Source organism: Anaerococcus octavius, from assembly GCF_900445265.1.
Lineage (GTDB): Bacteria > Bacillota > Clostridia > Tissierellales > Peptoniphilaceae > Anaerococcus > Anaerococcus octavius.
The window spans coordinates 1,524,831-1,547,083 of the sequence record NZ_UFTA01000002.1 but is presented as its reverse complement, the minus strand read 5'-3'; the positions used below and the strand labels follow the sequence as shown (position 1 = coordinate 1,547,083).

At 31.5% G+C, this 22,253-nt stretch carries 18 protein-coding genes and 1 pseudogene; 11 read left to right on the top strand and 8 right to left on the bottom strand.

The genetic code is table 11. The features are described from left to right. Positions 1–12: 12 nt before the first annotated feature. The gene (locus DY249_RS07555; RefSeq protein WP_115595731.1) at positions 13–1,374 is read left to right on the top strand and encodes an MATE family efflux transporter; all 1,362 of its coding nucleotides are present in this window, start codon (positions 13–15) and stop codon (positions 1,372–1,374) included. Between the two features lie 104 nt (positions 1,375–1,478). On the opposite strand, the gene DY249_RS07550 is transcribed toward DY249_RS07555, so the two are convergent. From DY249_RS07550 to DY249_RS07540, 3 genes are all read right to left on the bottom strand, one after another. Next, positions 1,479–1,919 carry a DUF7916 family protein gene (locus DY249_RS07550; RefSeq protein WP_115595730.1) on the bottom strand — a complete coding sequence of 147 codons (441 nt, stop codon included), beginning with the start codon at positions 1,917–1,919 and terminating at the stop codon, positions 1,479–1,481. 81 nt (positions 1,920–2,000) lie between these two features. Then, positions 2,001–3,557, bottom strand: a complete 1,557-nt coding sequence (gene nagE / locus DY249_RS07545) for an N-acetylglucosamine-specific PTS transporter subunit IIBC (RefSeq protein WP_115595729.1) — start codon at positions 3,555–3,557, stop codon at positions 2,001–2,003. 105 nt (positions 3,558–3,662) lie between these two features. Then, positions 3,663–4,526: a hypothetical protein gene (locus DY249_RS07540; RefSeq protein WP_115595728.1), complete on the bottom strand. Its 864-nt coding sequence runs from the start codon at positions 4,524–4,526 to the stop codon at positions 3,663–3,665. 67 nt (positions 4,527–4,593) lie between these two features. On the opposite strand from DY249_RS07540, the gene DY249_RS07535 reads away from it, so the two are divergent. Both DY249_RS07535 and DY249_RS07530 read left to right on the top strand, forming a co-directional pair. Continuing rightward, a complete protein-coding gene (locus DY249_RS07535) occupies positions 4,594–5,256 on the top strand; it encodes a hypothetical protein (protein ID WP_115595727.1) in 663 nt (220 codons plus the stop codon). Between the two features lie 79 nt (positions 5,257–5,335). Beyond that, positions 5,336–6,268 carry a CPBP family intramembrane glutamic endopeptidase gene (locus DY249_RS07530; protein WP_115595726.1) on the top strand — a complete coding sequence of 311 codons (933 nt, stop codon included), beginning with the start codon at positions 5,336–5,338 and terminating at the stop codon, positions 6,266–6,268. A gap of 64 nt (positions 6,269–6,332) precedes the next feature. On the opposite strand, the gene uraA is transcribed toward DY249_RS07530, so the two are convergent. Then, positions 6,333–7,601, bottom strand: a complete 1,269-nt coding sequence (gene uraA, locus DY249_RS07525; RefSeq protein ID WP_115595725.1) for a uracil permease — start codon at positions 7,599–7,601, stop codon at positions 6,333–6,335. 221 nt (positions 7,602–7,822) lie between these two features. Between uraA and DY249_RS07520 the strand changes: the two genes are divergently transcribed. From DY249_RS07520 to DY249_RS07500, 5 genes are all read left to right on the top strand, one after another. Then, positions 7,823–8,245 carry a PTS sugar transporter subunit IIA gene (locus tag DY249_RS07520; RefSeq protein WP_115595724.1) on the top strand — a complete coding sequence of 141 codons (423 nt, stop codon included), beginning with the start codon at positions 7,823–7,825 and terminating at the stop codon, positions 8,243–8,245. 1 nt (position 8,246) lies between these two features. Continuing rightward, entirely contained in the window at positions 8,247–8,564 is a 318-nt protein-coding gene (locus tag DY249_RS07515; protein WP_101539670.1) for a PTS fructose transporter subunit IIB, read from the top strand. A 9-nt stretch (positions 8,565–8,573) separates the two neighbouring features. Beyond that, complete coding sequence (locus tag DY249_RS07510) at positions 8,574–9,803, top strand: PTS fructose transporter subunit IIC (RefSeq protein ID WP_115595723.1); 1,230 nt, start codon at positions 8,574–8,576, stop codon at positions 9,801–9,803. Then, complete coding sequence (locus tag DY249_RS07505; protein ID WP_115595722.1) at positions 9,800–12,361, top strand: glycoside hydrolase family 38 N-terminal domain-containing protein; 2,562 nt, start codon at positions 9,800–9,802, stop codon at positions 12,359–12,361. Before DY249_RS07510 ends, DY249_RS07505 begins: the two co-directional genes overlap by 4 nt. Positions 12,362–12,530: 169 nt before the next feature. After that, positions 12,531–13,757: a dicarboxylate/amino acid:cation symporter gene (locus tag DY249_RS07500; RefSeq protein WP_115595721.1), complete on the top strand. Its 1,227-nt coding sequence runs from the start codon at positions 12,531–12,533 to the stop codon at positions 13,755–13,757. A gap of 57 nt (positions 13,758–13,814) precedes the next feature. Here DY249_RS07500 and DY249_RS07495 read toward each other — a convergent pair whose 3' ends face one another. Next, complete coding sequence (locus DY249_RS07495; RefSeq protein ID WP_101539666.1) at positions 13,815–14,714, bottom strand: lactate/malate family dehydrogenase; 900 nt, start codon at positions 14,712–14,714, stop codon at positions 13,815–13,817. A gap of 106 nt (positions 14,715–14,820) precedes the next feature. Continuing rightward, entirely contained in the window at positions 14,821–16,104 is a 1,284-nt protein-coding gene (locus DY249_RS07490; RefSeq protein ID WP_115595720.1) for a glucose-6-phosphate isomerase, read from the bottom strand. Positions 16,105–16,285: 181 nt separating this feature from the next. Between DY249_RS07490 and galE the strand changes: the two genes are divergently transcribed. The 3 genes and pseudogenes from galE to rbr all read left to right on the top strand — a co-directional run bounded on the left by galE (position 16,286) and on the right by rbr (position 19,003). Next, positions 16,286–17,320, top strand: a complete 1,035-nt coding sequence (gene galE / locus DY249_RS07485) for a UDP-glucose 4-epimerase GalE (RefSeq protein ID WP_115595719.1) — start codon at positions 16,286–16,288, stop codon at positions 17,318–17,320. Then, positions 17,317–18,234: a nucleotidyltransferase family protein gene (locus DY249_RS07480; protein ID WP_115595718.1), complete on the top strand. Its 918-nt coding sequence runs from the start codon at positions 17,317–17,319 to the stop codon at positions 18,232–18,234. Before galE ends, DY249_RS07480 begins: the two co-directional genes overlap by 4 nt. Before the next feature lie 179 nt (positions 18,235–18,413). Continuing rightward, a pseudogene (gene rbr / locus DY249_RS07475) lies at positions 18,414–19,003 on the top strand (rubrerythrin). A 233-nt stretch (positions 19,004–19,236) separates the two neighbouring features. On the opposite strand, the gene DY249_RS07470 reads toward rbr, so the two are convergent. Then, positions 19,237–21,165, bottom strand: a complete 1,929-nt coding sequence (locus DY249_RS07470; protein WP_115595717.1) for a PTS mannitol transporter subunit IICBA — start codon at positions 21,163–21,165, stop codon at positions 19,237–19,239. Between the two features lie 17 nt (positions 21,166–21,182). Further along, positions 21,183–22,235: a glycerol-3-phosphate dehydrogenase gene (locus DY249_RS07465; RefSeq protein WP_115595716.1), complete on the bottom strand. Its 1,053-nt coding sequence runs from the start codon at positions 22,233–22,235 to the stop codon at positions 21,183–21,185. Positions 22,236–22,253 lie beyond the last annotated feature (18 nt).

The following is a 22,253-nucleotide window of genomic DNA, read 5'->3' as shown; positions in this document are numbered from 1 at the left end:
TAGGGAGTTTTTATGGAAGAAATAAAAATAAATGAAAATAAGTTAGGGACAATGCCTATAAATAAACTTTTGTTAGAAATGGCCATACCAATGGTAATTTCTATGCTAGTGCAATCTATTTATAACATAGTAGACTCTATGTTCGTAGCTCAAGTATCAGAAGATGCACTAACAGCGGTTTCGCTAGCATTTCCCGTACAAAATATCTTAATTGCCTTTGGAGTAGGTATAGGAGTAGGAGCATCGGCTTTATTAAGTAGATTCTTGGGAGAAAATAACCGTGAAAAGGTAGGATCAGTTGCCCTCCACGGTGTAGCAATTTCTGGAATTACATATTTAGTATTTGCAATTATTGGATTATTGTTTACTAAAGGTTATGTAAACCACCAAGGACAAAATGCAGTGGTGAGCCAATATACCAAAGAATACCTATACATAGTAACAATTTTTAGTATAGGAATATTTTTTCAAACTCTTGCTGAGAAACTTTTACAAGCTACTTCTCTTACTAAATTTACAATGATTACTCAAATGTCAGGGGCTATATTAAATATAATACTTGATCCTATACTAATATTTGGATTATTTGGTTTTCCAAGATTAGAAGTAAAGGGAGCAGCCATAGCAACTGTAATAGGACAAGTATTTGGAGCTCTAGTAGGTTTTTATTTCAACAAAACTAAAAACCATGACATAAAGTTTACATCAAAAAAATTCAAATTCCATGGAGATATAGTAAAGCAAATATTTTGGATAGGACTTCCAACTATAGTAATGAATACTATAGGATCTTTAGTAGTATTTGCCCTAAACACTATTCTTAAAAGCTTTGGATCTAGTTCAATAGCAGCCTACGGAGTAATGTTTAAATTCCAATCATTTGCATTTTTACCAGTATTTGGTATCTCAAATGCACTAACAACTATAGTTTCATATAACTATGGCGCAAGGAAAAAAGATAGGATAAAAGAATCCATAGCCCTATCTATAAAAAGTTCCTTTGTTCTAATGGCTATAGCAGTATTAATAATGTGGATATTCCCGCAACAGCTACTAGGAATGTTTAATGCAACAGACAATATGATAGAAATCGGAGTGCCAATGATGAGGATAGTTTCTCTATCATATCTTGTAGCAGTTCCAGCTATAGTTGCAGTAGGAGGAGTTTTCCAATCCTTAGGAGATTGGCAAATAGCAATACTACAATCATTTTTAAGACAATTTATAATCCTTATCCCAATATTTTACCTATTATCAAGAACGGGAAATCTTAATGTAGCATGGTGGGCATTTTTCATTGCTGAATTTACAAACTCTGTTTTATGTATGTTTATACTAAGAAAGGAAATAAGAACAAAAATAGATGTCCTATAAGAATAAAAAAAGACAGTAGCTATAAGCTGCTGTCTTTTTTTGGAAAAAACTTGATTTTTTCTATATATAAGTAGTAGATGGATAAGAGCACAATAAAATAAACTTTACTCATTCCTAATAATAGAAGAACTCATTTGATGTGTTTGCCACTTTACTCCTCTTATAGCAACTCCCATTGTGTAAATATTTTCTGGTAGTGATATGTCGTTAATTGCATCTCCTATGTGTTGGAGGAGAGTGCAGTTTGCCTTTGCTGCTAGCGCTATTTGATGAATTGTATCTTTATCGGAGGTTGTGTCTATTGAGGACATTATTAGAACTTTTTTATCTATTTCTCTATTTTGATTGTAATCCCAAACATAGTACGATATTTTTTTAAAATCTTCTTCATTAAAGTGTGGGATGGTGTAAGGGGCTGGGATAAGTAATATATTTGTGCCAGCATTTATAAATTCTTTAGCAATTTCTATATTAATTACGGGTTCATCTGTGCCTGCAGCATGTATTTTGCCTGCTATTACAAGTTCTTTGAAATATTCTTTCACCTTTTAGTTAAGTGTATGTCATAATAATACACAAAAAAATCAGCAAGCTACCGCCTGCTGATTTCGTGTTTATTTTCGATTTTATTTATCTAATAATTTTACAAATTCATCGTGTACTGCTTGTACTTGTGGACCTATTATTACTTGGACTGCTTTTGGTCCTGGTTTGATTAGGCCTGCTACTCCTGCTGCTTTGATTTTTTCTTCATCAACTTTTGCTGGGTCTTTTACTGTAAGTCTTAGTCTTGTTGTGCAATAGCTTGTTGTATCTATATTTTCCGCTCCACCTAAGCCCTCTAATATTTTTCTAGTAGTATCAGAGTATGAACCTTTTACTGTAGCATTTTGTTCTGCTTTTTCCTCAGCTTCTGTTTTATCAGCTGTTGAAACTCTGCCTTTATCTTCTGTTTCTATAACTTTTGCATTATTTGCTTTTTGAGATTTTGCTGTTCTACCAGGAGTAGCTATATCCCATTTGTCGATTAATGCTTTAAATATTAAATAGTATAAAACAAAGAATACTAGACCCATGATAATTAAAATCCACATATTATTTCTCATAGGATTTTTAGATGATAGGAAAAAGTCTATAAGTCCTGCTGAGAATCCAAATCCTGCATAGGCTTGTAGTTTAGCTGCTACAAATACTGAAATACCTGTAAGTAATGCATGGATAAAATATAATTGTGGAGCTGCAAACATAAATGCAAATTCAAGAGGCTCTGTAACTCCTGTTAGGAATGACGCTAATGCACCTGCTATCATTAGAGCCTTGATAGTTTTTTTATTTTTTTCATCAGTTCTTTGAGCCATAGCAAGGGCTGCACCTGGCAAACCAAACATCATGATTGGGAAAAATCCTGCTTGATACATACCTGGATGATAAGTTGCAGTAATAGTGTCTTGAGCGTTGTTTAAGAAGTTTGGTATATCATTTACACCAACAAGGTCAAACCAGAATACTTGGTTTAATGCGTGGTGAAGACCTGTTGGGATTAAAAGTCTATTTGCAAAACCATAAATACCTGCACCTACCGCTCCAAGACCTAGTAAGAATTCACCAAATGTTGCTAGAGCTGAGTAAATTATAGGCCATAGGAACATTAAAATAAGTGAAGCAATTAGAGCGTAAAGAGATGCCATAATTGGCACAAGTCTTCTACCTGAGAAGAATGCTAAGAAATCTGGAAGACGTGTTTCGTGGAATCTATCATAAGCCTTACCACCTAAAACACCTGATAAGATACCGATTAAAACATTACCATTTCCGATTTTACTAAAGGCTGAGAATTGGAAAGGATCATTTGCTTGCCAAGCTTCCAAATCTAGACCGCGTAGTTGGGCAACAGTTTCTGGGGATAACATTTTTGAAAGTGTCAAAAATGCCACAAGACCAGCAAGAGCACTAGCTCCGTGATTTTCTTTGGCAATACCAAATGCAACACCAACTGCAAAAAGAATACCAAGATTATCCAAGATTGCCCCACCAGCTGAGATTAAAAATGCTGCAACAGGTGAGGAAGCACCCCAGCCATCTGGGTCAATTAGATATCCTATACCAAGAAGCAAGGCAGCCAAAGGCATAACCGCAACCGGTTGCATTAAGGATTGACCTAATCTTTGTAGTTTTTCTTTCATAAACTACCTCCTAATAAAAATTAATAATCCATAAATGATAAATAAAATCGTTTACATATTTATATTATCATAATTTCAAATATATGAAAATGTTTTTCTAAGCTTTTAATGAATTCCTATAAAAAGATAATCTAAAAACTTAACCTTGATCTTGTATAAAAATTCTCCTATTATAAATGTTGAAAGTACGCCTATGATAGTAATTACGAAAGGACTTGCATTTATTGCTGATTTTAATAATACATATATAACTTTATATGGGTAAAGATAGGCAAAAAATAGGTATCTTTGTCGATTTACACATTCAACATCCAAGCTTTGTTTAAGTATTAAGTAAGTTAAGATAATTGTAGAAAGATAAAAACCTGGATAGTAGTTTAGGTAAATATATAGGTAAATTTCTCCTGCTAAGAATAAAATACCTAAAAACAATAAAAAATTATTAAATTTTACTGCAGGTTTTATTCTGGCTGCCATTACAAAAAAGAAAAAATATACTAATAGATCTTTGTAATAAAAGTCAAAGGGAATTATATCACTATTTTGCATAACATAGTAGAGTATAAGAGCTGCTACTCCAAATCCTAAGCTAGCTTTGCCACCTACTATGCGGGATAAGACAATTTCTATTACAAAAAAGCAAATTACTACAAAAATCACATCATATAAATTTGTTATTACATAAAGTAAATCATGTAATCTTTGTTTTTCAAAAACAAATTTAAAGTCACGCATAAAAAATATTAAAAATCCACTAAATAAAATGAGTGGAATAGCCATTAGTAAAACTTTTTTAGTTTCCATAAAGGAAATTAAATATGACAAATAGCCTATCAAGTAACAATTGATAAGCATTAGCAAAACTTCTCCATTTACTTTCAAACTGTTAGCTAAAAATGGTATGAAAAATGAGAAGACTAAAAGTATTGAGGCTATTAAATCCATTAAATTAATTTTAAAACTTTTCATAATTCTATCTTATCATATTTATTAAAAATGTATAATACATGGTATAATTAATGTTGAAGAGGAAATTATGGCAAAAACAGCAAAAAAAGCAAGAAGAAATCATCATAAAAGATCAAAAAAGCGTAGCCTTTTCATATTTCCTTATGTGATTATGGCTCTAATTATAATTGGCATACCTTTTTGTATATATCAAATATATGTTTCTAATATAAATAGAACTGTAGATTCTCTAGAAACTGCAATAAAAACATATGATACTGAATATATAGAAGAAAAAACTGACCGACTTCCAATTATCCTTGATGTATTGAGGACTTCTTACTCAGATGATGGGCAAAAACAAAAAGATTTTTATGACAATAATTTTGAAAACTTACAAATAGAAATAGAAAATCAAGAAAAAAGACCACACGGTAAGGAAGTAAAACTTAAAATCACTAATGTAAATTACATAGATGTCTATGAAAAAATAGATGATAGTGAAGATGACGAGAAAATCCACGCTGATTATATGGCAGCTCTTTCAGATCCTAATCAGGAGAGAAATACTAGAGAAGCTACTATATTTTTAAATAGAAAATTAAACGGCTATAGTATAAGTGAATCAAGAGATTTTATAAACGCTATTTTAGGTGGGGCTTTGGAATATGCAGATGACTTTGATAAGGATAGCAAGGATTCTTCTGCACAGCCAACAGATACTATGAATGATGCAATAAAAGATAATTGACACGGAGATTTCCGTGTTTTTCTTTGATTAAAAATATAATTTAGTTATAATTATATTATTAAATATAACGGAGAAAAGAATGTTTGAAGATAATTTATCTATAAGGGAAACTAAAAAAGTTCAAAAAAATAGGAACGCAGTACTTGTAACAATTTTTCTACTTTTTATAGTAACTTTGCCTCAAATTTTGCTAGGAGTTATAGTAATACCTGGAGTACTCCAAGGAGTAAGGCCAGGGCCAGAGGAAATTGCTAGGCATATGTCAGCAGATGCTTATATACTAAGTGTTCTTTACGGGACGATTTTAGCAAGCATTTTATTTTACTTATTTGCAAGAAAATATCTAAATAGAAATAATGCTTCACTTGGTCTAAAAAGTAATGATAAGCTAAAAAACTATATAAAAGGGGCTATTATAGGTTTGATCATGATGACTGGTGTATTTTTGCAGCTAAAAATATATGACCAAGCTCAAATAAGTTTAAACTATAAAAATGTATCACCTGCAATATTTTTTGTATTTTTAATTGGATGGATGCTCCAAGGATTTAGCGAAGAATTGATGTGTAGGTCTATACTTATGAATTATTTTGCAGCATATAATGGTGTAAAGTCTGCAATTATTTCAAATAGTCTTATATTTGCCATTATGCACATAGGAAATCCTGGATTTGGATTACTTGCCTTTATAAATCTTTTTTTAATGGGGGTAATATTTTCGCTTTTATTTTACATATCAGATGATATATTTATGCCAGCTGCTGCCCATACATTCTGGAACTTTTCCCAAGCTAATATATATGGCATAAGCGTATCTGGACTTTCCCAAACCAGCACAAACCTTATAAAGACAAAACTTGTAGGGAATTCATATTTAACAGGAGGAGCTTTTGGAGTAGAAGCTAGCTTTCTAACTTTATGGATAGAAGTAATGGTAGTTATAATTTTTATAAATGCTGCTAAGAAAAAATCAAAGGAAGAAGCAAGCAAATTTTCTTTAGAAAATAATTAAAAGACTGGCTTATAGAAGATAATTCTGTAAGCCAGTCTTTTATTGAAATATAAATATTTATATTTTATTCCAAATTAGACCATCCAGCTTTTTTTATCAAATGTATTAGTAATGATAATATAACAGCAACGACTGAGGAAAGTACCATTCCGCTTAATTCTATAGATCCAAACTGAATTGCTAGTCCACTAAGTCCTGCAATAAATATTACAGACGTTAATATTAAATTATCACTTTTTGAATAATCAACCTTTTGATCAACTAAAAGTCTTATCCCACTTGTACCAATCATCCCATAAAGTAAAAATGTAACTCCACCTATAACATTGCCTGGGATGGTAGAAATAAGGGCGGATAGGGGCCCTATAAATGCCATTAAAATTGAAATTACAGCAGCAGTTCCTATTACCTTTATAGAATAAACTCCAGTTATGGCCATAACTCCAATATTTTCACCATAAGTTGTAGTTGGAACACCACCAATTAATCCGGAAAGTGCAGTGGAAAAGTTATCTGCAAATATAGAACGATGAAGACCTGGGTCTTTTAATAAATCCTCACCAATAATATTGCTAGTAACAACTTGGTGGCTAATATGCTCAGCGGCAATTACAAGTAAGACAGGGAGCATAGCAAAAATTGCTTCTGGTGAGAATTTGGCCAGCTGAAATTGTGGGAGAGTAAAAAAGCTTGCTTCACGAACAGGAGTTAAGTCTACTTGACCGTTAAAATAAGCTACGATGTAGCCGACAATAATTGCAATTAATATAGGAATAGTAGACATAAAACCTTTAAACATTATCGAGCCCAAGATTGCTGTAAGAAGGGTGACTAAAAACACTAGCCAATCAGCACTTGTAACAGTATCAGTCATAAGATTTGCACCGATAGTCCCGCCAGAAACAGTATTTGCCGCAAGCTCAAAACCAATTAGAGCTACAACCGCACCCATAGCAGCTGGTGGCAGCACTACATCTATCCAAGATGTGCCAAATTTATAAATTATATAAGAAAGCAAACACCCTAAAATACCAACAGCTACAAAAGCCCCTTGGGCATATTCAAATCCTTGAGACTCTATAATAGCAATACCTGGTGCAAGAAAAGCAAAAGAAGATCCCAAATATGCTGGAGCCTTGCCCTTAGTTATCAAAATAAAAAGTAAAGTACCAATACCATTCATCAAAAGAACAATGCCGGGATTGATGCCAAATAATATAGGAACCAAAACAGATGCACCAAACATAGCAAAAGTATGCTGCAAGCCTAAAGGAATTAGCATCTTTTTAGGGACATCATCACTGACATTATAAATTCTCTTTTTATCATTCATCAAAAACCTCCTTATTTTATTCCAAATCTTCAATATTTTAGAACACTTTTGGAAAAATGTCAAATTTTTTATATAATGTAAATAAAAAAACATTGCTAATTATTTGAGCAAACGTTGTTTTTGAGTTATATTTTCTTTTTTGGATAATATAAAAAATACTTGAAAAGTAATTTCAATTTAGATAAATCAATATGCTATAATATATTCAGAAAGGAGAAAATATGGATAGAAAAAACGTTATCATAAACTTAGATTTAAAAAATCAAGATGATGTCTTAGATTATTTATCTAAAAAAGCGTGTGAGTTAGATATAGCTATTGATGCAGAAAGTATTAAAACTGATTTGATTAATAGAGAAAAAGTAATGAGCACTGCTTTAATAGAACCTCTTGCCATACCACATTCTAAAAGTAAAAATGTCTTAAAAAATACAATTATATTTTTAAGATTAAATGACTTTATTGATTGGTCTGATTCTAAGGTTAATATTATAATTGGTATTTTTAGTAAAGAAGAAGGTGGAGAGCATATCAATACTTTAGCAAATCTATCAAGAAAATTAATTGATAAAGAATTTTTAAAATTTTTACAGACAGCAAGTAAGGACGAAATTTACGAAAATTTAAAGGAAGTAGGGGAATAATATGAAAAAATTTGTTGGTTTATGTGCTTGTACAATGGGACTTGCTCACACATTTATGGCAGCTCAATCAATGGAGGATGAAGCTAAAAAAAGAGGATATGAAACAAAAGTTGAAACTCAAGGATCAGATGGGATTCAAAATGAATTGACAGCAGAAGATATTGCTAATGCAGATATAATTTTATTATCCACAGCTATTACTCCACAAAATATGGAAAGATTTGAAGGATATGAAATATATGAAGTTCCTTTAGCTGAAGCTATTAAAGATATTAAAACAGTTTTTGATGATATAGAAGAAGATTTATCTATAAATTAGGAGGATGATATGCCGGTTACTAAAAGAACGGTTGGAGATAGCAATGGCACAGTAAAAAAATCAACAGTTACAAGTAAAAATTCTAATTCAAAGTTTAGTCAATTTCAAAAACATCTAATGACAGGTATTAGCTATATGATTCCTGTTTTGATAATGGGTGGGTTATTGGGAGCCTTATCACAGTTAATACCTTATATGTTTATGGGAATTGATCCTTCAATGTCTATAGTAGATGCTATTAATACTGGTTCTTATACTGTTAGTTCAGAAAACTTACTGAAATTTGCTTACATACTGCAAACATTTGGCTTTACATTATTTGGATTTGCTATACCTATATTTGCAGCTTTTGCAGCCCAATCTATCGGAGGTAAAACTGCTCTTATTTGCGGATTTATTGGTGGTGTAGTTGCAAATAATCCTATAGAAACATTAACTATGGTAGATGGAGCTTATGAACCAGTAGCACCAGCACCATCAGGATTTTTTGGAGGTTTATTAATAGCCTTTCTAATAGGATATTTTGTTAGATTTCTAAATAATCATATAAAAGTAAGTCATAACTGGATGGCATTTAAAACAACATTTTTAATACCTTTAATATCAGTATTGGTTACAATGATACTAATGATTTATGTAATTACCCCTATAGGATCTTCATTAAATCAATCTGTGGAAAGTTTATTAACCAGTGCTGGAAAAAGTGGAGGAATAGTCTATGCAATATTACTTTCTCTAACTACCGCATTTGACCTAGGAGGTGCAGTTAATAAGGCTGCAGGTTTTGTTGCTACAGGTCTTGCTGTAGACAGAATAATGCCACTTACAGCCAGAGTTATTGCAATAGTAACTCCATCAATTGGTCTTGGTTTAAGTGCTCTTTTAGATAAATACATTGTAAAAAGAAGAGTTTACGATAGGCAACTACGAGAAGCAGCTAAAACATCTATATTTTTAGCTTTTATGGGCATAAGTGAGGGTGCTATTCCCTTTGCCTTAGAAAATCCTGCATTTACTGTTCCTTTATATATGATTGGTGCTTTAATTGGAGCTTTAGTTGGTGTTGGCTTTGGGGCTGTACAATGGTTCCCAGAATCGGCTATTTGGGCGTGGCCACTAGTTGAAAATATAGTTCCATATGTAGCAGGGATTTTGGTTGGATCTATGTTTATTGCTATTGTCAATATTTTTTATAGAAACAATCAAATTAAAAAAGGTAAATTGGTGGTTCAAGAATGACTGATATAAAAGTAATAGCTCACACCCATTGGGACAAGGAATGGTATTTTACAGATAATAGATCAATGGTTTTTTCACTAATTGATTTTGACGAAATAATTGATTACTTATCTAATCATGATGATATCAGCACATTTTTACTTGATGGTCAGACATCTATAATCGAAGATTATTTACGCTATAGATCTGAAAATAAAGATCAACTTAAAGAACTTATATCTAAAGGTAAAATTATTACAGGACCATGGTACACACAAAGTGACACTTTAGTCATATCTGGAGAAAGTTTGATAAGAAATTTACAAATTGGTATGAAACAAGCTACAGATTTAGGAGGCTATCAGTCTATAGGTTATCTTCCAGATAGCTTTGGTATGAGTGAACAAATGCCATTATTATATAATCAAATGGGTTTAAAATATGCTTTTTTTAGAAGAGGTATAGCTGATCATTTGATTAAAGATAGAGAATTTAATTGGATTAGTCCAAGTGGTGAAAGTGTTAAAGCATTTAATTTATACCACTATGGAATTATGGCATATCCACCAAATGAAGATGATGGATCATATATTGAGGAACTTGTAGATAAATTAAAAAAATTTGGGAATAGAAAACCATATATTTTATTTAACGGTGAAGATCAAAAACCAATCAGAAAAAATATAGCAAAAATAATCCAAAATAGTGATTATGATATAGAGATAGATTCTCTAGAAAATTCACTAGATGAAGTTTTTGCAAATGCAAATGATTTGGCAGACTACACTGGAGAGTTTACCTTTGGACAACATTCAAGAATCCATAAAAGTATATTTTCTACAAGAGCAGACTTAAAAATTAAACATAACAGACTAGAAAGATATTTATCAGAGTTTATTGAGCCTTTAAGTGCCATAAGTTATAAACTTGGCTTAAGATATGAAAAAGAACTGATAGAAGAATGTTTTAAGTTAATGTTGCTTAACTCGGCTCATGATAGTATTGGCATGTGTAACTCTGATAAGACTAATAATTTTATAGAGAATAGGTACGATAAAGTTAATGATATTTCAAGCAATCTTGCTGATTCTATAATGAGAAGGATTGGAGATGGAGTAAGTTTAAGTCCATTTAGTTTTCAAGTATATAACACTCTTCCATATGAAAGAGAAGAGTATATAAAATGTGACATTTTAACACCATTTAAAGATTTTATAATTAAAAGAGATGGGAAAGATATTGCTTTTGAATTAATAAACATACAAGAAGATCAAACAAATTTGGATAAGTCTATTAAAGAAATAGGTGTAAATAATAAAATATCAAGTGGTTTAAACTTATATGATAAAATTTATCGTGCTAAAATCTTGATAAAAGATAGGATAATTCCTATGGGCTACCAAACTTATGAGATAAAAAATAGTTCTAAAAATCAACTAAAAGATTTATTTTCCTATGATAAATTTATAGAAAACGAGTTTTATAAGATACATGTAAATGACAATGGTCAAATTATTATTGATGGAGATTCAAATATAAATAAAATATACCTTGAAGATAATGCAGACGAAGGTGATAGCTACGATTATTCTTCAGTTGACAAAGACTTATTTATTTCAGAAGGTAAGGTTTTAGATATAAAAGTTAAAAAAAGTGATATGTACCAAAATATAAGTTATAAATTAATAAGAAAAGTTCCTTATGATTTAAAAAATAGACAATCAAGAATTTTAGATAATGAACTTATATCTTACCTATCAATAACTCTTTATAAGTCTAAAAAATATATAGAATTAAATTATAAAACAAATAATAACGTTATAGAACATAGAGATAGGGTAGTTGTAGATACAAAAATAAAAACTACTAGTTCAATTGCTGACCAACAATTTGGGACTATTGTTAGAGAAACTGATTATAGTAAATACAAAAATTGGCTAAAAGAAGGCTGGGATGAAAAACCTAGAGGAATTGAACCTATGATTTCTTTTGCTGCGCTTGACTCAAATCAAACTGTTTGCGGTGTATCAGATGGTGTAAGAGAATATGAAATTTTAGATAATAATAAAATTGCTTTTACTATGTTTAGGTCAGTTCCTTATTTAGGAAAAGCAAATTTAAATGATAGACCAGGTAGAGCTTCAGGAGTCCACGAGATACAAATGGGTCACGCTTTATTAGACACAGAAATAGAAACAACACTTTATATATGTGATATAGAAAATGATTACTTTAAAATGCATGATTTTTCTAAAAAAGTTTTAAATAAAGCTATTTCTTATCAAGCAGGAGAAATATATGATAATACAGACCATTTTGTAATCAGTAAAAATTATAATTTCCAAAGCAATTACTCACTATTAGAAGTTGATGGCGCTATTTTTTCTAGCTTAAAGCAAGCTACTAATGATAATGATTTAATACTAAGATTATATAATCCATATAGAGATAAGGATATTAATTTTAAAACTAATATTGATAAATTAGACTTTGTTAAAGCTGATGAAACAAGTAAAGATCAAGCAAATAATTTCATCAGACCATGTGGGATAAAGACTATAAAAATAAAAAATCAGTAGTATAAAAATAAATAAAATTGATTAAAAAATCGACTTTCAAAAGCTAATTTGAAGTTTTTGAAGTCGTTTTTTTTCAATTAAAAATTTAATTTTTTAATTAAAATATCTTTACAAAATAGAGAATTGACAGTAACATATATATAATTTATGAAAAGATAAGGAGATTTTTATGGAAAAACAAACTCACAAAAAATCGCACTTGACTAGGAATATTTTTATCGCCTTAGTCGCTGCAATTGTTCTTGGTTTGCTACTACAAAGTCAAGCTGAATTTTTAAACACTTATATTAAACCAATCGGAGATATTTTTCTAAACTTATTAAAATTTATTGTTACACCTATTGTTTTATTTTCTATTATGGGTGGAATTATCTCTATGAAAGATATTAAAAAAGTTGGCGAAGTAGGTGTTTTTACTATTATTTATTATTTTTTCACCACTGCTTTTGCAATCACAATTGGTCTTGTTTCTGCTAATATCGCAAAAAGATTTTTCCCTATTATTGCTACAACAAATCTTGAGTATTCTCTTGAGAATGAAGTGTCTTTGATGGATACTTTTGTAAATATTTTCCCAAATAACTTTTTAGCTCCTATTGTCGAGGCAAATATGCTTCAAATCATTGTTATGGCTATTATTCTTGGTTTTTCTATACTTTTAATTGATAAAAACAAACAAGCTAAAGCTATAGATGCTATAGATATTGTAAATGACATCAATATGAAAGCTATGGAACTTATTTTAAAACTTTCTCCAATTGGAGTTCTTACTTTATTAATGCCTGTAATTGCTGAAAATGGACCTATGATTATCGGTTCTCTTGCAAGCGTGCTTTTAGTTGCATACTTAGCTTATATTTTCCATGCTGCTATTGTCTACTCATTTACAGTAAAGACTATGGCAGGTATTAGTCCTATAGAGTTTTACAAAACTATGGCTTCAGCTATGATGTTTGCTTTTTCATCTGCATCTAGTATGGGTACTTTGCCAATAAATATGAAATGCTGCGAAGAACTTGGCGCAGACCATGATGTAACAAGTTTTGTATTGCCTTTAGGTGCTACAATAAATATGGATGGCACTGCAATTTATCAAGGTGTTTGTGCAGTGTTTATTGCTTCTTGCTATGGTATTGATATTACTTTAGGACAAATTATTACTATAGTTTTAACAGCTACTCTTGCATCAATTGGTACAGCTGGTGTTCCAGGATCTGGTATGATTATGCTTGCTATGGTTTTACAATCAGTTGGACTTCCTGTTGAAGGTATTGCTCTTGTTGCAGGTATTGATAGAATATTTGATATGGGTAGAACTACTTTAAATATCACAGGAGATGCTACTGCAGCTTTAATCAACTCAGCAAGACTTAGAAGAAAAGGGAAAATAGCATAAAATTTTATAAATAAAAAACAAGCCCCAAAAAAGGGCTTGTTTTTTGTTTGATAATTATTATGGTCTTGTATTTTTAATAGTTTCTACTGAGTGATTCCATTTTTCTTGTTCTATTTCGTTAAGCTCTAATAAAACTTCTCTTATTATTCCATCTTTACCAACTACTGCTGGATGTCCTATATAACAACCTGCTTCGCTAGAGTATGAGGAAACCGGTAGGATTGTTTTACTATCATTGAAGATAGTTTCTACTATGATTGCAGCAGCATTTGCTATACCATATGATGTATACCCCTTGCCTTTTATAATTTCGAAAGCTTTCATTCTTGAAGCTTCTTCTATTTGATCAAAAGTTTTTTCATCTAGGATTTTATTTATAGATTTAGACGCTATAGAAACTTTTGACCAAGCTATAAATTGGCTATTACCATGTTCTCCAATTACATATCCATCTATAGAATTTGGGTCAAGTCCTACATACTTTGCTACTGCATTTTTCATTCTAGCAGTATCAATAACTGTACCGGTTCCTATAACTCTTTCTTTTGGTAGATCTGTTAGTTTCTGCATGTATTCAGCTATGACATCGCATGGATTTGTTATGGAGACAATAATACCTTTAAATCCAGAATCTTTAATGATAGGAGCCCATTCTTCTACACAAGTTTTTGTATATTTGAATTCTTCCAGTCTATCGCTATTATTTTGTAAGATAGTAATATCACCAGGAGCAAAGATTATTATGTCACTATCAACTAAATCTGATTTTTCTCCAGCTAATAATTCTATATTTCCGTTACGTCTTACCATGCCATCTCTAAGATCGTTTATTTCTGCATTAACTAGTCCATCTTTTTTATCAAATAGAGCAATTTCATCACATAGCTTTCTCTCGACTAGGGTGTGGGCTACAGTAGCTCCAACATTTCCTAAACCGATAATTGATACTTTTTTCATTATTCCTTCTTTCTATCTTTTCATAAATTATATATATTATTTATTATAGAACAAATTTAAAAAGATTAACAGTGTAAATTTACACGGTTAACCCTTTTTTTAAAAATTATTTGTTTTCGTAACCAGGTTTACCAAGTAGCTTAAACATTTGTGCCTTGTATTCTTCAACACCTGGTTGATTAAATGGATTTATACCCATCATGTATCCACTTACACCAACTGTTATTTCAAAGAAATAAAATAATTCTGCAAGAGTTTTTGCACTTACATTTTCTATTTTGATTCTAATATTTGGAACATTTCCTTTTACGTGAGCAATAGTTGTTCCTTCCATAGCTTGAGTATTTACATAATTCATGGTTTTGCCAGCCAGGTAGTTTAAGCCATCTAAATTATCGATATCTTCTTTTATCTCAATATCATTATCGTAATTTTCAATTTCTAGAACTGTTTCAAAAAGATTTCTTCTGCCATCTTGGATCATTTGTCCTAAAGAATGGAGATCTGTTGAGTTATTTACTGAAACTGGGAATAGACCCTCTCCGTCTTTTCCTTCTGATTCAGCAAATAATTGCTTCCACCATTCTGCAATGTATTGGAGTTTTGGTTCGTAATTTACTAAAACTTCGATAGCTTTGCCATCTTCATAAAGCATATTTCTAATTGCTGCATATTTTATGGCATCGTTATTTTCAAAATCGGCTTTGGTGTATTTTTCTCGTCCAGCTTTAAATCCAGCCATAAATTCGTCAATATCGATCCCGTTTGCTGCTAGGGGCAAAAGTCCAACTGCAGAAATGACTGAAAATCTACCACCTATATCATCTGGCACTACAAAAGTTTGGTAACCTTCTTTTGTTGCGAGGTCTTTTAAAGCACCTTTTTTTCTATCAGTTGTAGCATAAATACGGTCTTTTGCTTCTTCTTTGCCGTATTTCTCTTCTAAGGCCTCTTTCAAAAATCTAAAGGCAATAGCTGGCTCTGTTGTTGTACCTGATTTTGAAATTACATTTAATGAGTAATCTTTATCTTTTAGATAATCCAAAAGTTCTGCCATATATTGACCGGAAATTTGGTTGCCGGCATAGATTAGCTTTACTTTTTTGTTTGATTCAAAATAATTATCTAAAGCAAAATCTATAGCCTTAATTCCAAGATATGATCCGCCGATGCCGATTGAAACCAAAACATCGCTATCGGATTGGATTTTTTCTGCTGCTTTTTTTATTCTATCAAATTCTTCTTTGTCATAGTCAACCGGTCTATCAATCCAGCCTAAAAAATCTGCTCCTTCACCTGATTCATCCATAAGTGTATCAAAGGCATCTAAAGCTTTTTGCTTATAGTTATCCAGTTTATCAAGATTTACATTTGTGTAATCAACTTTCATTATTATCCTCCGTAAAAACTATATTCTTCTTTATTATATACCCATAGCCATAATAGTTAAAATTTTTATAAAAAAGTATCTTATGATAATATATGAAAGGATTTAGACTTTGTTGACATAAAAATTTATAATATCTATAATAATGATAAGTTAGGCAAATATGCAAAAATGGGAAGGATTTATGAAAAAACGTGTTTTATTAACAGGAGGAGCAGGATATATCGGCAGCCATACAGCCGTAGAACTTTTGGAAAACGGCTATGAAGTTATTGTCTACGATAATTTATCTAATTCTTCAAAAATAGCCCTAGATAGGGTAGAAGAAATAACTGGAAAAACTTTAACTTTCTATAAGGCTGATATACTTGATACAGAGTTTTTAAAAAAAGTTTTAATAGATGAAAAAATAGATGTTGTAATCCACTTTGCAGCTTTAAAAGCTGTAGGTGAGTCAGTAAAAAAACCACTAAAATATTACCACAACAACCTTACAGGTACTTTAAGCTTACTAATGGCCATGGAAGAAGTAGGATGTAAAAATATTATATTTAGCTCATCTGCAACAGTATATGGTGATCCTGAAAAGACGCCGATTACTGAAGATCAGCCAAAAGGATTTTGTACTAACCCTTACGGATGGAGTAAGTCTTTTATGGAGCAAATAATGATAGACTTGCACACAGCTAATCCAGATTTTAAAGTTGTTTTGTTGCGCTACTTTAATCCTATCGGTGCTCACAAATCAGGATTAATTGGTGAAGATCCACAAGGCATACCAAATAATTTATTGCCATATATTTCTCAAGTTGCAGTGGGAGAACTAGAATATGTTCATATCTTTGGAGATGATTATAAAACCCACGATGGAACAGGAGTTCGTGACTATATCCACGTTGTAGACCTAGCTAGAGGACATGTAAAAGCAGTAGAAAATATTGAAACTCTAAATGGAGTTGAGATTATAAATCTAGCAACAGGCAAGGGATACTCAGTATTTGATGTTATAAAAGCTTTTGAAAAAGTAATAGGAAAAGAAATTCCTTATAAAGTTGAAGATAGACGCCAGGGAGACATAGATGAGTCATTTGCAGATGCATCAAAAGCTAAGAAAGTTTTAGGCTGGCAAGCAGAATACGACATAGAAAGAATGTGCGAAGATGCATGGAGATGGCAAAAAAATAACCCCCATGGTTATCAGAGAAAGGAAAAAATATGAAAACTACCCTAGTAGTCATGGCAGCAGGAATTGGCTCGAGATATGGGGCAGGTATAAAACAACTTGCGAAAATGGATGAAAATGGCTATACAATTATAGACTATTCCATTTATGATGCCAAAGAAGCTGGTTTTGACAAAGTAGTCTTTATAATTAGACCAGATATAAAAAAAGATTTCAAAGAGATAATAGGCGATAGGATTTCAAAAATTATAGAAGTAGACTACGCTTATCAAACACTAGACTTAGGAGAAAAATACCAAGTACCATCAGACCGTAAAAAACCTTGGGGAACAGTTCATGCAGTTTTGGCAGCCAAAGATTTAGTAGATGAACCATTTTTAATAATAAACGCAGATGATTATTATGGTAAAAATGTATTTAAAGATTTTCACAAATTTTTAACAGATACCAATAATCAAAAAAAAGGTAAGCTACAAATTGCCATGGCCGGTTATAAATTAAAAAATACACTTTCAGATAACGGTTCAGTCACTCGTGGAGTATCTGTGGGTAACAAAGACAATAAATTAGTAAAAATTATCGAAACCCATGAAATAGCTTTAGAAAAAAATGGCAAAATATCTAGCAAAGAAAACTTAGACAGTGATCTATTAAATTTAGAAACAATAGTTTCAATGAATATGTGGGCAACCTTCCCAAGATTTATAGACCTTTGCCAAGAATATTTTGAAAAATATTTAGAAAAAAACAAAAACAATTTAGAAGAAGCAGAATATGTCTTACCAGAAATGATAGGTGAATTTTTACAAGAAGATATTGCACAAATAACTATATTGCCAACAAATGATAAATGGATAGGCATCACCTATAAAGAAGACCTAGAACCTGCTCAAGAAGAATTCAAAAAAATGTTAATAAATAAAGACTATCCAGAAAATATTTGGAAGTAAAATTAGAAAAAAGTCCTTTAAATAGGACTTTTTTTATTTAGTGTAGAAAAAGGATTAGTAATGATAATCATTATTCATCATACTAAAATATTTAGAATAAAATTTGACAAAGTTTTCTTCTAATTATATAATCATTATAGAAATTACATAGTAAAAAATTATTCCAGGAGGAAATACATATGAGTTTAAAAGGTACAAAAACAGCACAAAACTTAATAACATCATTTGCAGGTGAAAGCCAAGCAAACATGAGATATACATTAGCAGCAAAAGTTGCTAAAAAAGAAGGATACGTTCAAATTTCAAGAATTTTTGAAGAAACAGCAATGAATGAAAGAGAACATGCTGCAAGATTTTTTAAATTCTTAAGAGAAGAATACAAACTAGAAGAAATCGAATTAAACGAAAACTATACAAAATGGCCAGTAGTATGGCATGATACATTAACAAACCTTCAAGGTGCAATCGATGGAGAAAATGACGAAGCAGAAAATATGTATCCATCATTTGCAGATGTTGCAGAAGAAGAAGGTTTCCCAGAAATCGCAAGTGCATTTAGAAACATTGCAAAAGTAGAAGAAGCACACAGAAATAGATATCAAAAATTACATGATAATGTAGAAAATGGTACAGTATTCAAAAAGACGAAAAAGTTATTTGGATGTGTGGAAACTGTGGTTTCTTAGTAGAAGCAAAAGAAGCTCCAAAAATCTGCCCAGCATGTGCACACCCACAAGAATACTTCGAAGTAGCAAGATTTAATTACTAAAATAAATAAAAAAGCAAGCCTGTTTTATTTGGGTTTGCTTTTTTTGATTTAATTTTAACTGCTATTATCCAAGCAATAAAAATATAAGATATTTTATATAATAAGTTAAATAGTATAATAATAAGATAAAGTTAAGCGGAATGTTTCTATAATAGTATATAAATTACATTCCGCTTAAAATAATATTCAATTTGTTTAAGTTTTACAAGCTTATTTTTAAATTAACTTAATGTTTAATTTTCTAAATCTTCCAAAACATTTTTCATTTTTTCTTTATCATCTAAGGCTATAAATTCATTTACTTTTTCTTCTGTGTCAAATTCTGTAGCTAATTTTGCCAGAATATCTAAGTGTTCGTCTCCTTTTCCAGCAATACCGATGATTAATTTTACATTTTCGTCATTCCACTTTACACCGTTTTTGCAAACTAAAATTACAAGTCCTGTTTTTAGAATCTCGTTTTTATATTCAAATGCTCCATGAGGGATAGCAAGACCATTGCCCATGTTGGTGTGGAATTCTTTTTCCTTTTCAATCATACCATCTAAATATCTCGGTGTAGTATAAGCACCATCTACGAAGAGTTTATTAATTAATCTTAAAGCCTCCTCACGTGTTTTAATATCATCTGAAATTATGATATTTTCTAATGGAAGTACATTAGCTTTTTTACTATCTGTAGCTTGATTATTATTTTTGCTTGGCTCATAATTTACACTTTCATCTTCTGATATATATTTTTTGTTTACATCATTGTTTTCTTTTACAACCTTCACTACATCATTAAATTCTGGTGGGTTAATGTAGGAAGAAATAGACATATGATATTTTTCTGGCTTTGCTTTCATAGCAAGCTGTGTAAGCTCTTTGTGAGTTACAACTATATCTGCATCATTTGGAATATTTTGTAAAGCAGTGTGAACAACTTCGATATTATATCCAGCTTCTTTTAATTTCTTTTTAAGGGATGATGCACTCATTGCAGAAGAACCCATACCCGCATCACAAGCTACAACTATTTTTCTAATAGGACCGTTAATTGTATTATTATTTTCAATTACATTTATACTTGAAGTGGATCCGTCAGAATTTACAACTACTTCTTCTTCCACATAATTTTTGTAATATTTTTTTACAAAAATAGAAGCAACTAGGAAAGTTACTAAAGCACTAACACCTACCGTTAAAATGGCACCCAGGTATTTGCCTTTTGGGGTAAGAGCAAAGACTGAAATAATTGATCCCGGAGATGGGGTATATACTGGTCCATAATTTGTAATTTGCATGGTAATTATAGCTGCAATACCACCTGCTATATCTGCAAGGATTAAAAGTGGGTTAGCTAGTACATAGGGGAAGAATATTTCGTGGATTCCACCTAAAAAGTGGATTATCAAAGCTCCAGGTACTGTTTCTTTCATTTCTCCTTTACCAAAAAACCAATAAGCAAGTAGGATTCCAAGACCGATTCCAGGATTTGGTATAATCATAAATAGTGGTGAAAAACCTTGACTAGCTACTTGTTCAAGTCCGATTGGAGCAAGTATTCCGTGGTCAATTACGTTATTTAAAAATAATACTCTGGCAGGTTCTATAAATATTGCGGATAGTGGTAACAATTTGTGATCCATTACCCAAAGTACACCGTTTGAAAGGCCTGTAGTAATTCCTTCCATAATAGGCTCAATAAATAAAAAAGATAGGATACAGAAAATTCCACCAATGATACCTAGAGAAAAGTTATCTACTATCATTTCAAAACCTGCATGGACTTTACCATCTATGGCTTGGTCAAATTTTTTGATAATCCAACCGCCAAGAGGTCCCACAATCATAGCGCCCAAAAACATTGCAACGTCAGCACCAACTATTAATCCAAAAGTAGCAAGTGCTCCTGCGACACCACCTCTTTTGCCATAAACTAATTCTCCACCTGAGTAACCGATTAAAATTGGTAAAAGATTTTGTAAAAGTGGATCTTTTAATTGGATGATTTTTTCGTTTGGATGCCAGCCAGTATCTAAAAATATAGCGGTGATAAGACCAAAGGCTATAAAAGCACCTATATTTGGTATTACCATACGGGATAAGTAACCCCCAAACTTCTGGAATTTAGCTTGAAATCCTGAAGCTTTTTTTGTATTTACTTGTGTGTTTTCCATACTCTTCCTCAGTAGCCTTAATTATCTAAATCTTCTTGGTTAAATTTATTCCATGGAATATTTAACTTTGCACCATTTGCAATCATGTTATAAATGTGCATTAAAAGTGGGAATTTATCTTTTTTAACTTCGTCTTTATCAGCTAAAACTGTAATAGCTTCTCCCATTCTTTTTGCAATCACAACTGATTCTAATGTTACTCCAGCAAGTTCCTCCATAGCTTTTTCATAAGAATAGCCACGACCTAAAAGTGTACCGATTCTTCTGGTTCTACCACCAAAAATTGTTACATATAAGTCACCAACACCAAGTTCAAGTTGATTTTTATCCCCATTAACAAGTTCTAATAGATCACCCATTTCGCGAGTTGATTGAGCAAATAAAGCTGCTTGTGGATTATAGTGGTTTACTCCTTCTTTGCCTTCTTCAGTTTCTGCAATGCCAACTGCAAGAGAAACTGCTAGGGCATAAGCATTTTTAAGGGCAACAGAAAGTTCTACTGCGCGTACATCTTTGCTGATTGAAACGTGGTAATAATCATTGGCAAAGGTATCTCTAAAGAATTTTAAATCGTCAATATTTGTCCCGCAAAAACCTACTAGAGAATGGTGTTTGTCTGCTAGCTCATAGGAAGTACATGGGCCACCTACTGCACAAATATCTCTTTTTATACCTTTTTTAGCAAGTTCTTCTTCCCAATATTCTGGATAAGACAAAAGTGAACCGTCTTCTTTGTTTATCATTCCTTTAGTAACTGATAAGACTGGAAGTTTTGGGTCTAATTTTGGATATATTTCTTCTAAAAACCAATCTACACCGAAAGAAGAAACTCCACAGATAACTGCATCTGCACCGTCTAAACCTTCTTCTAATTCATCATAGTAATACCATTTAAATCCATCTGGTAATTGTCTTTTCATATTTAAATGGTAACCATCTTCTTTGGCTCTTTTTACTATTTCATCATCTAAGTGGGTACCTACTATTCTTATTTCGTGTCCATTATCATAAGCTGGAACAGCTAAGGCTGATGCCATCATTCCAGCACCTATAAATGTTAAAGTTGTCATAAATCCTCCTAAAATATT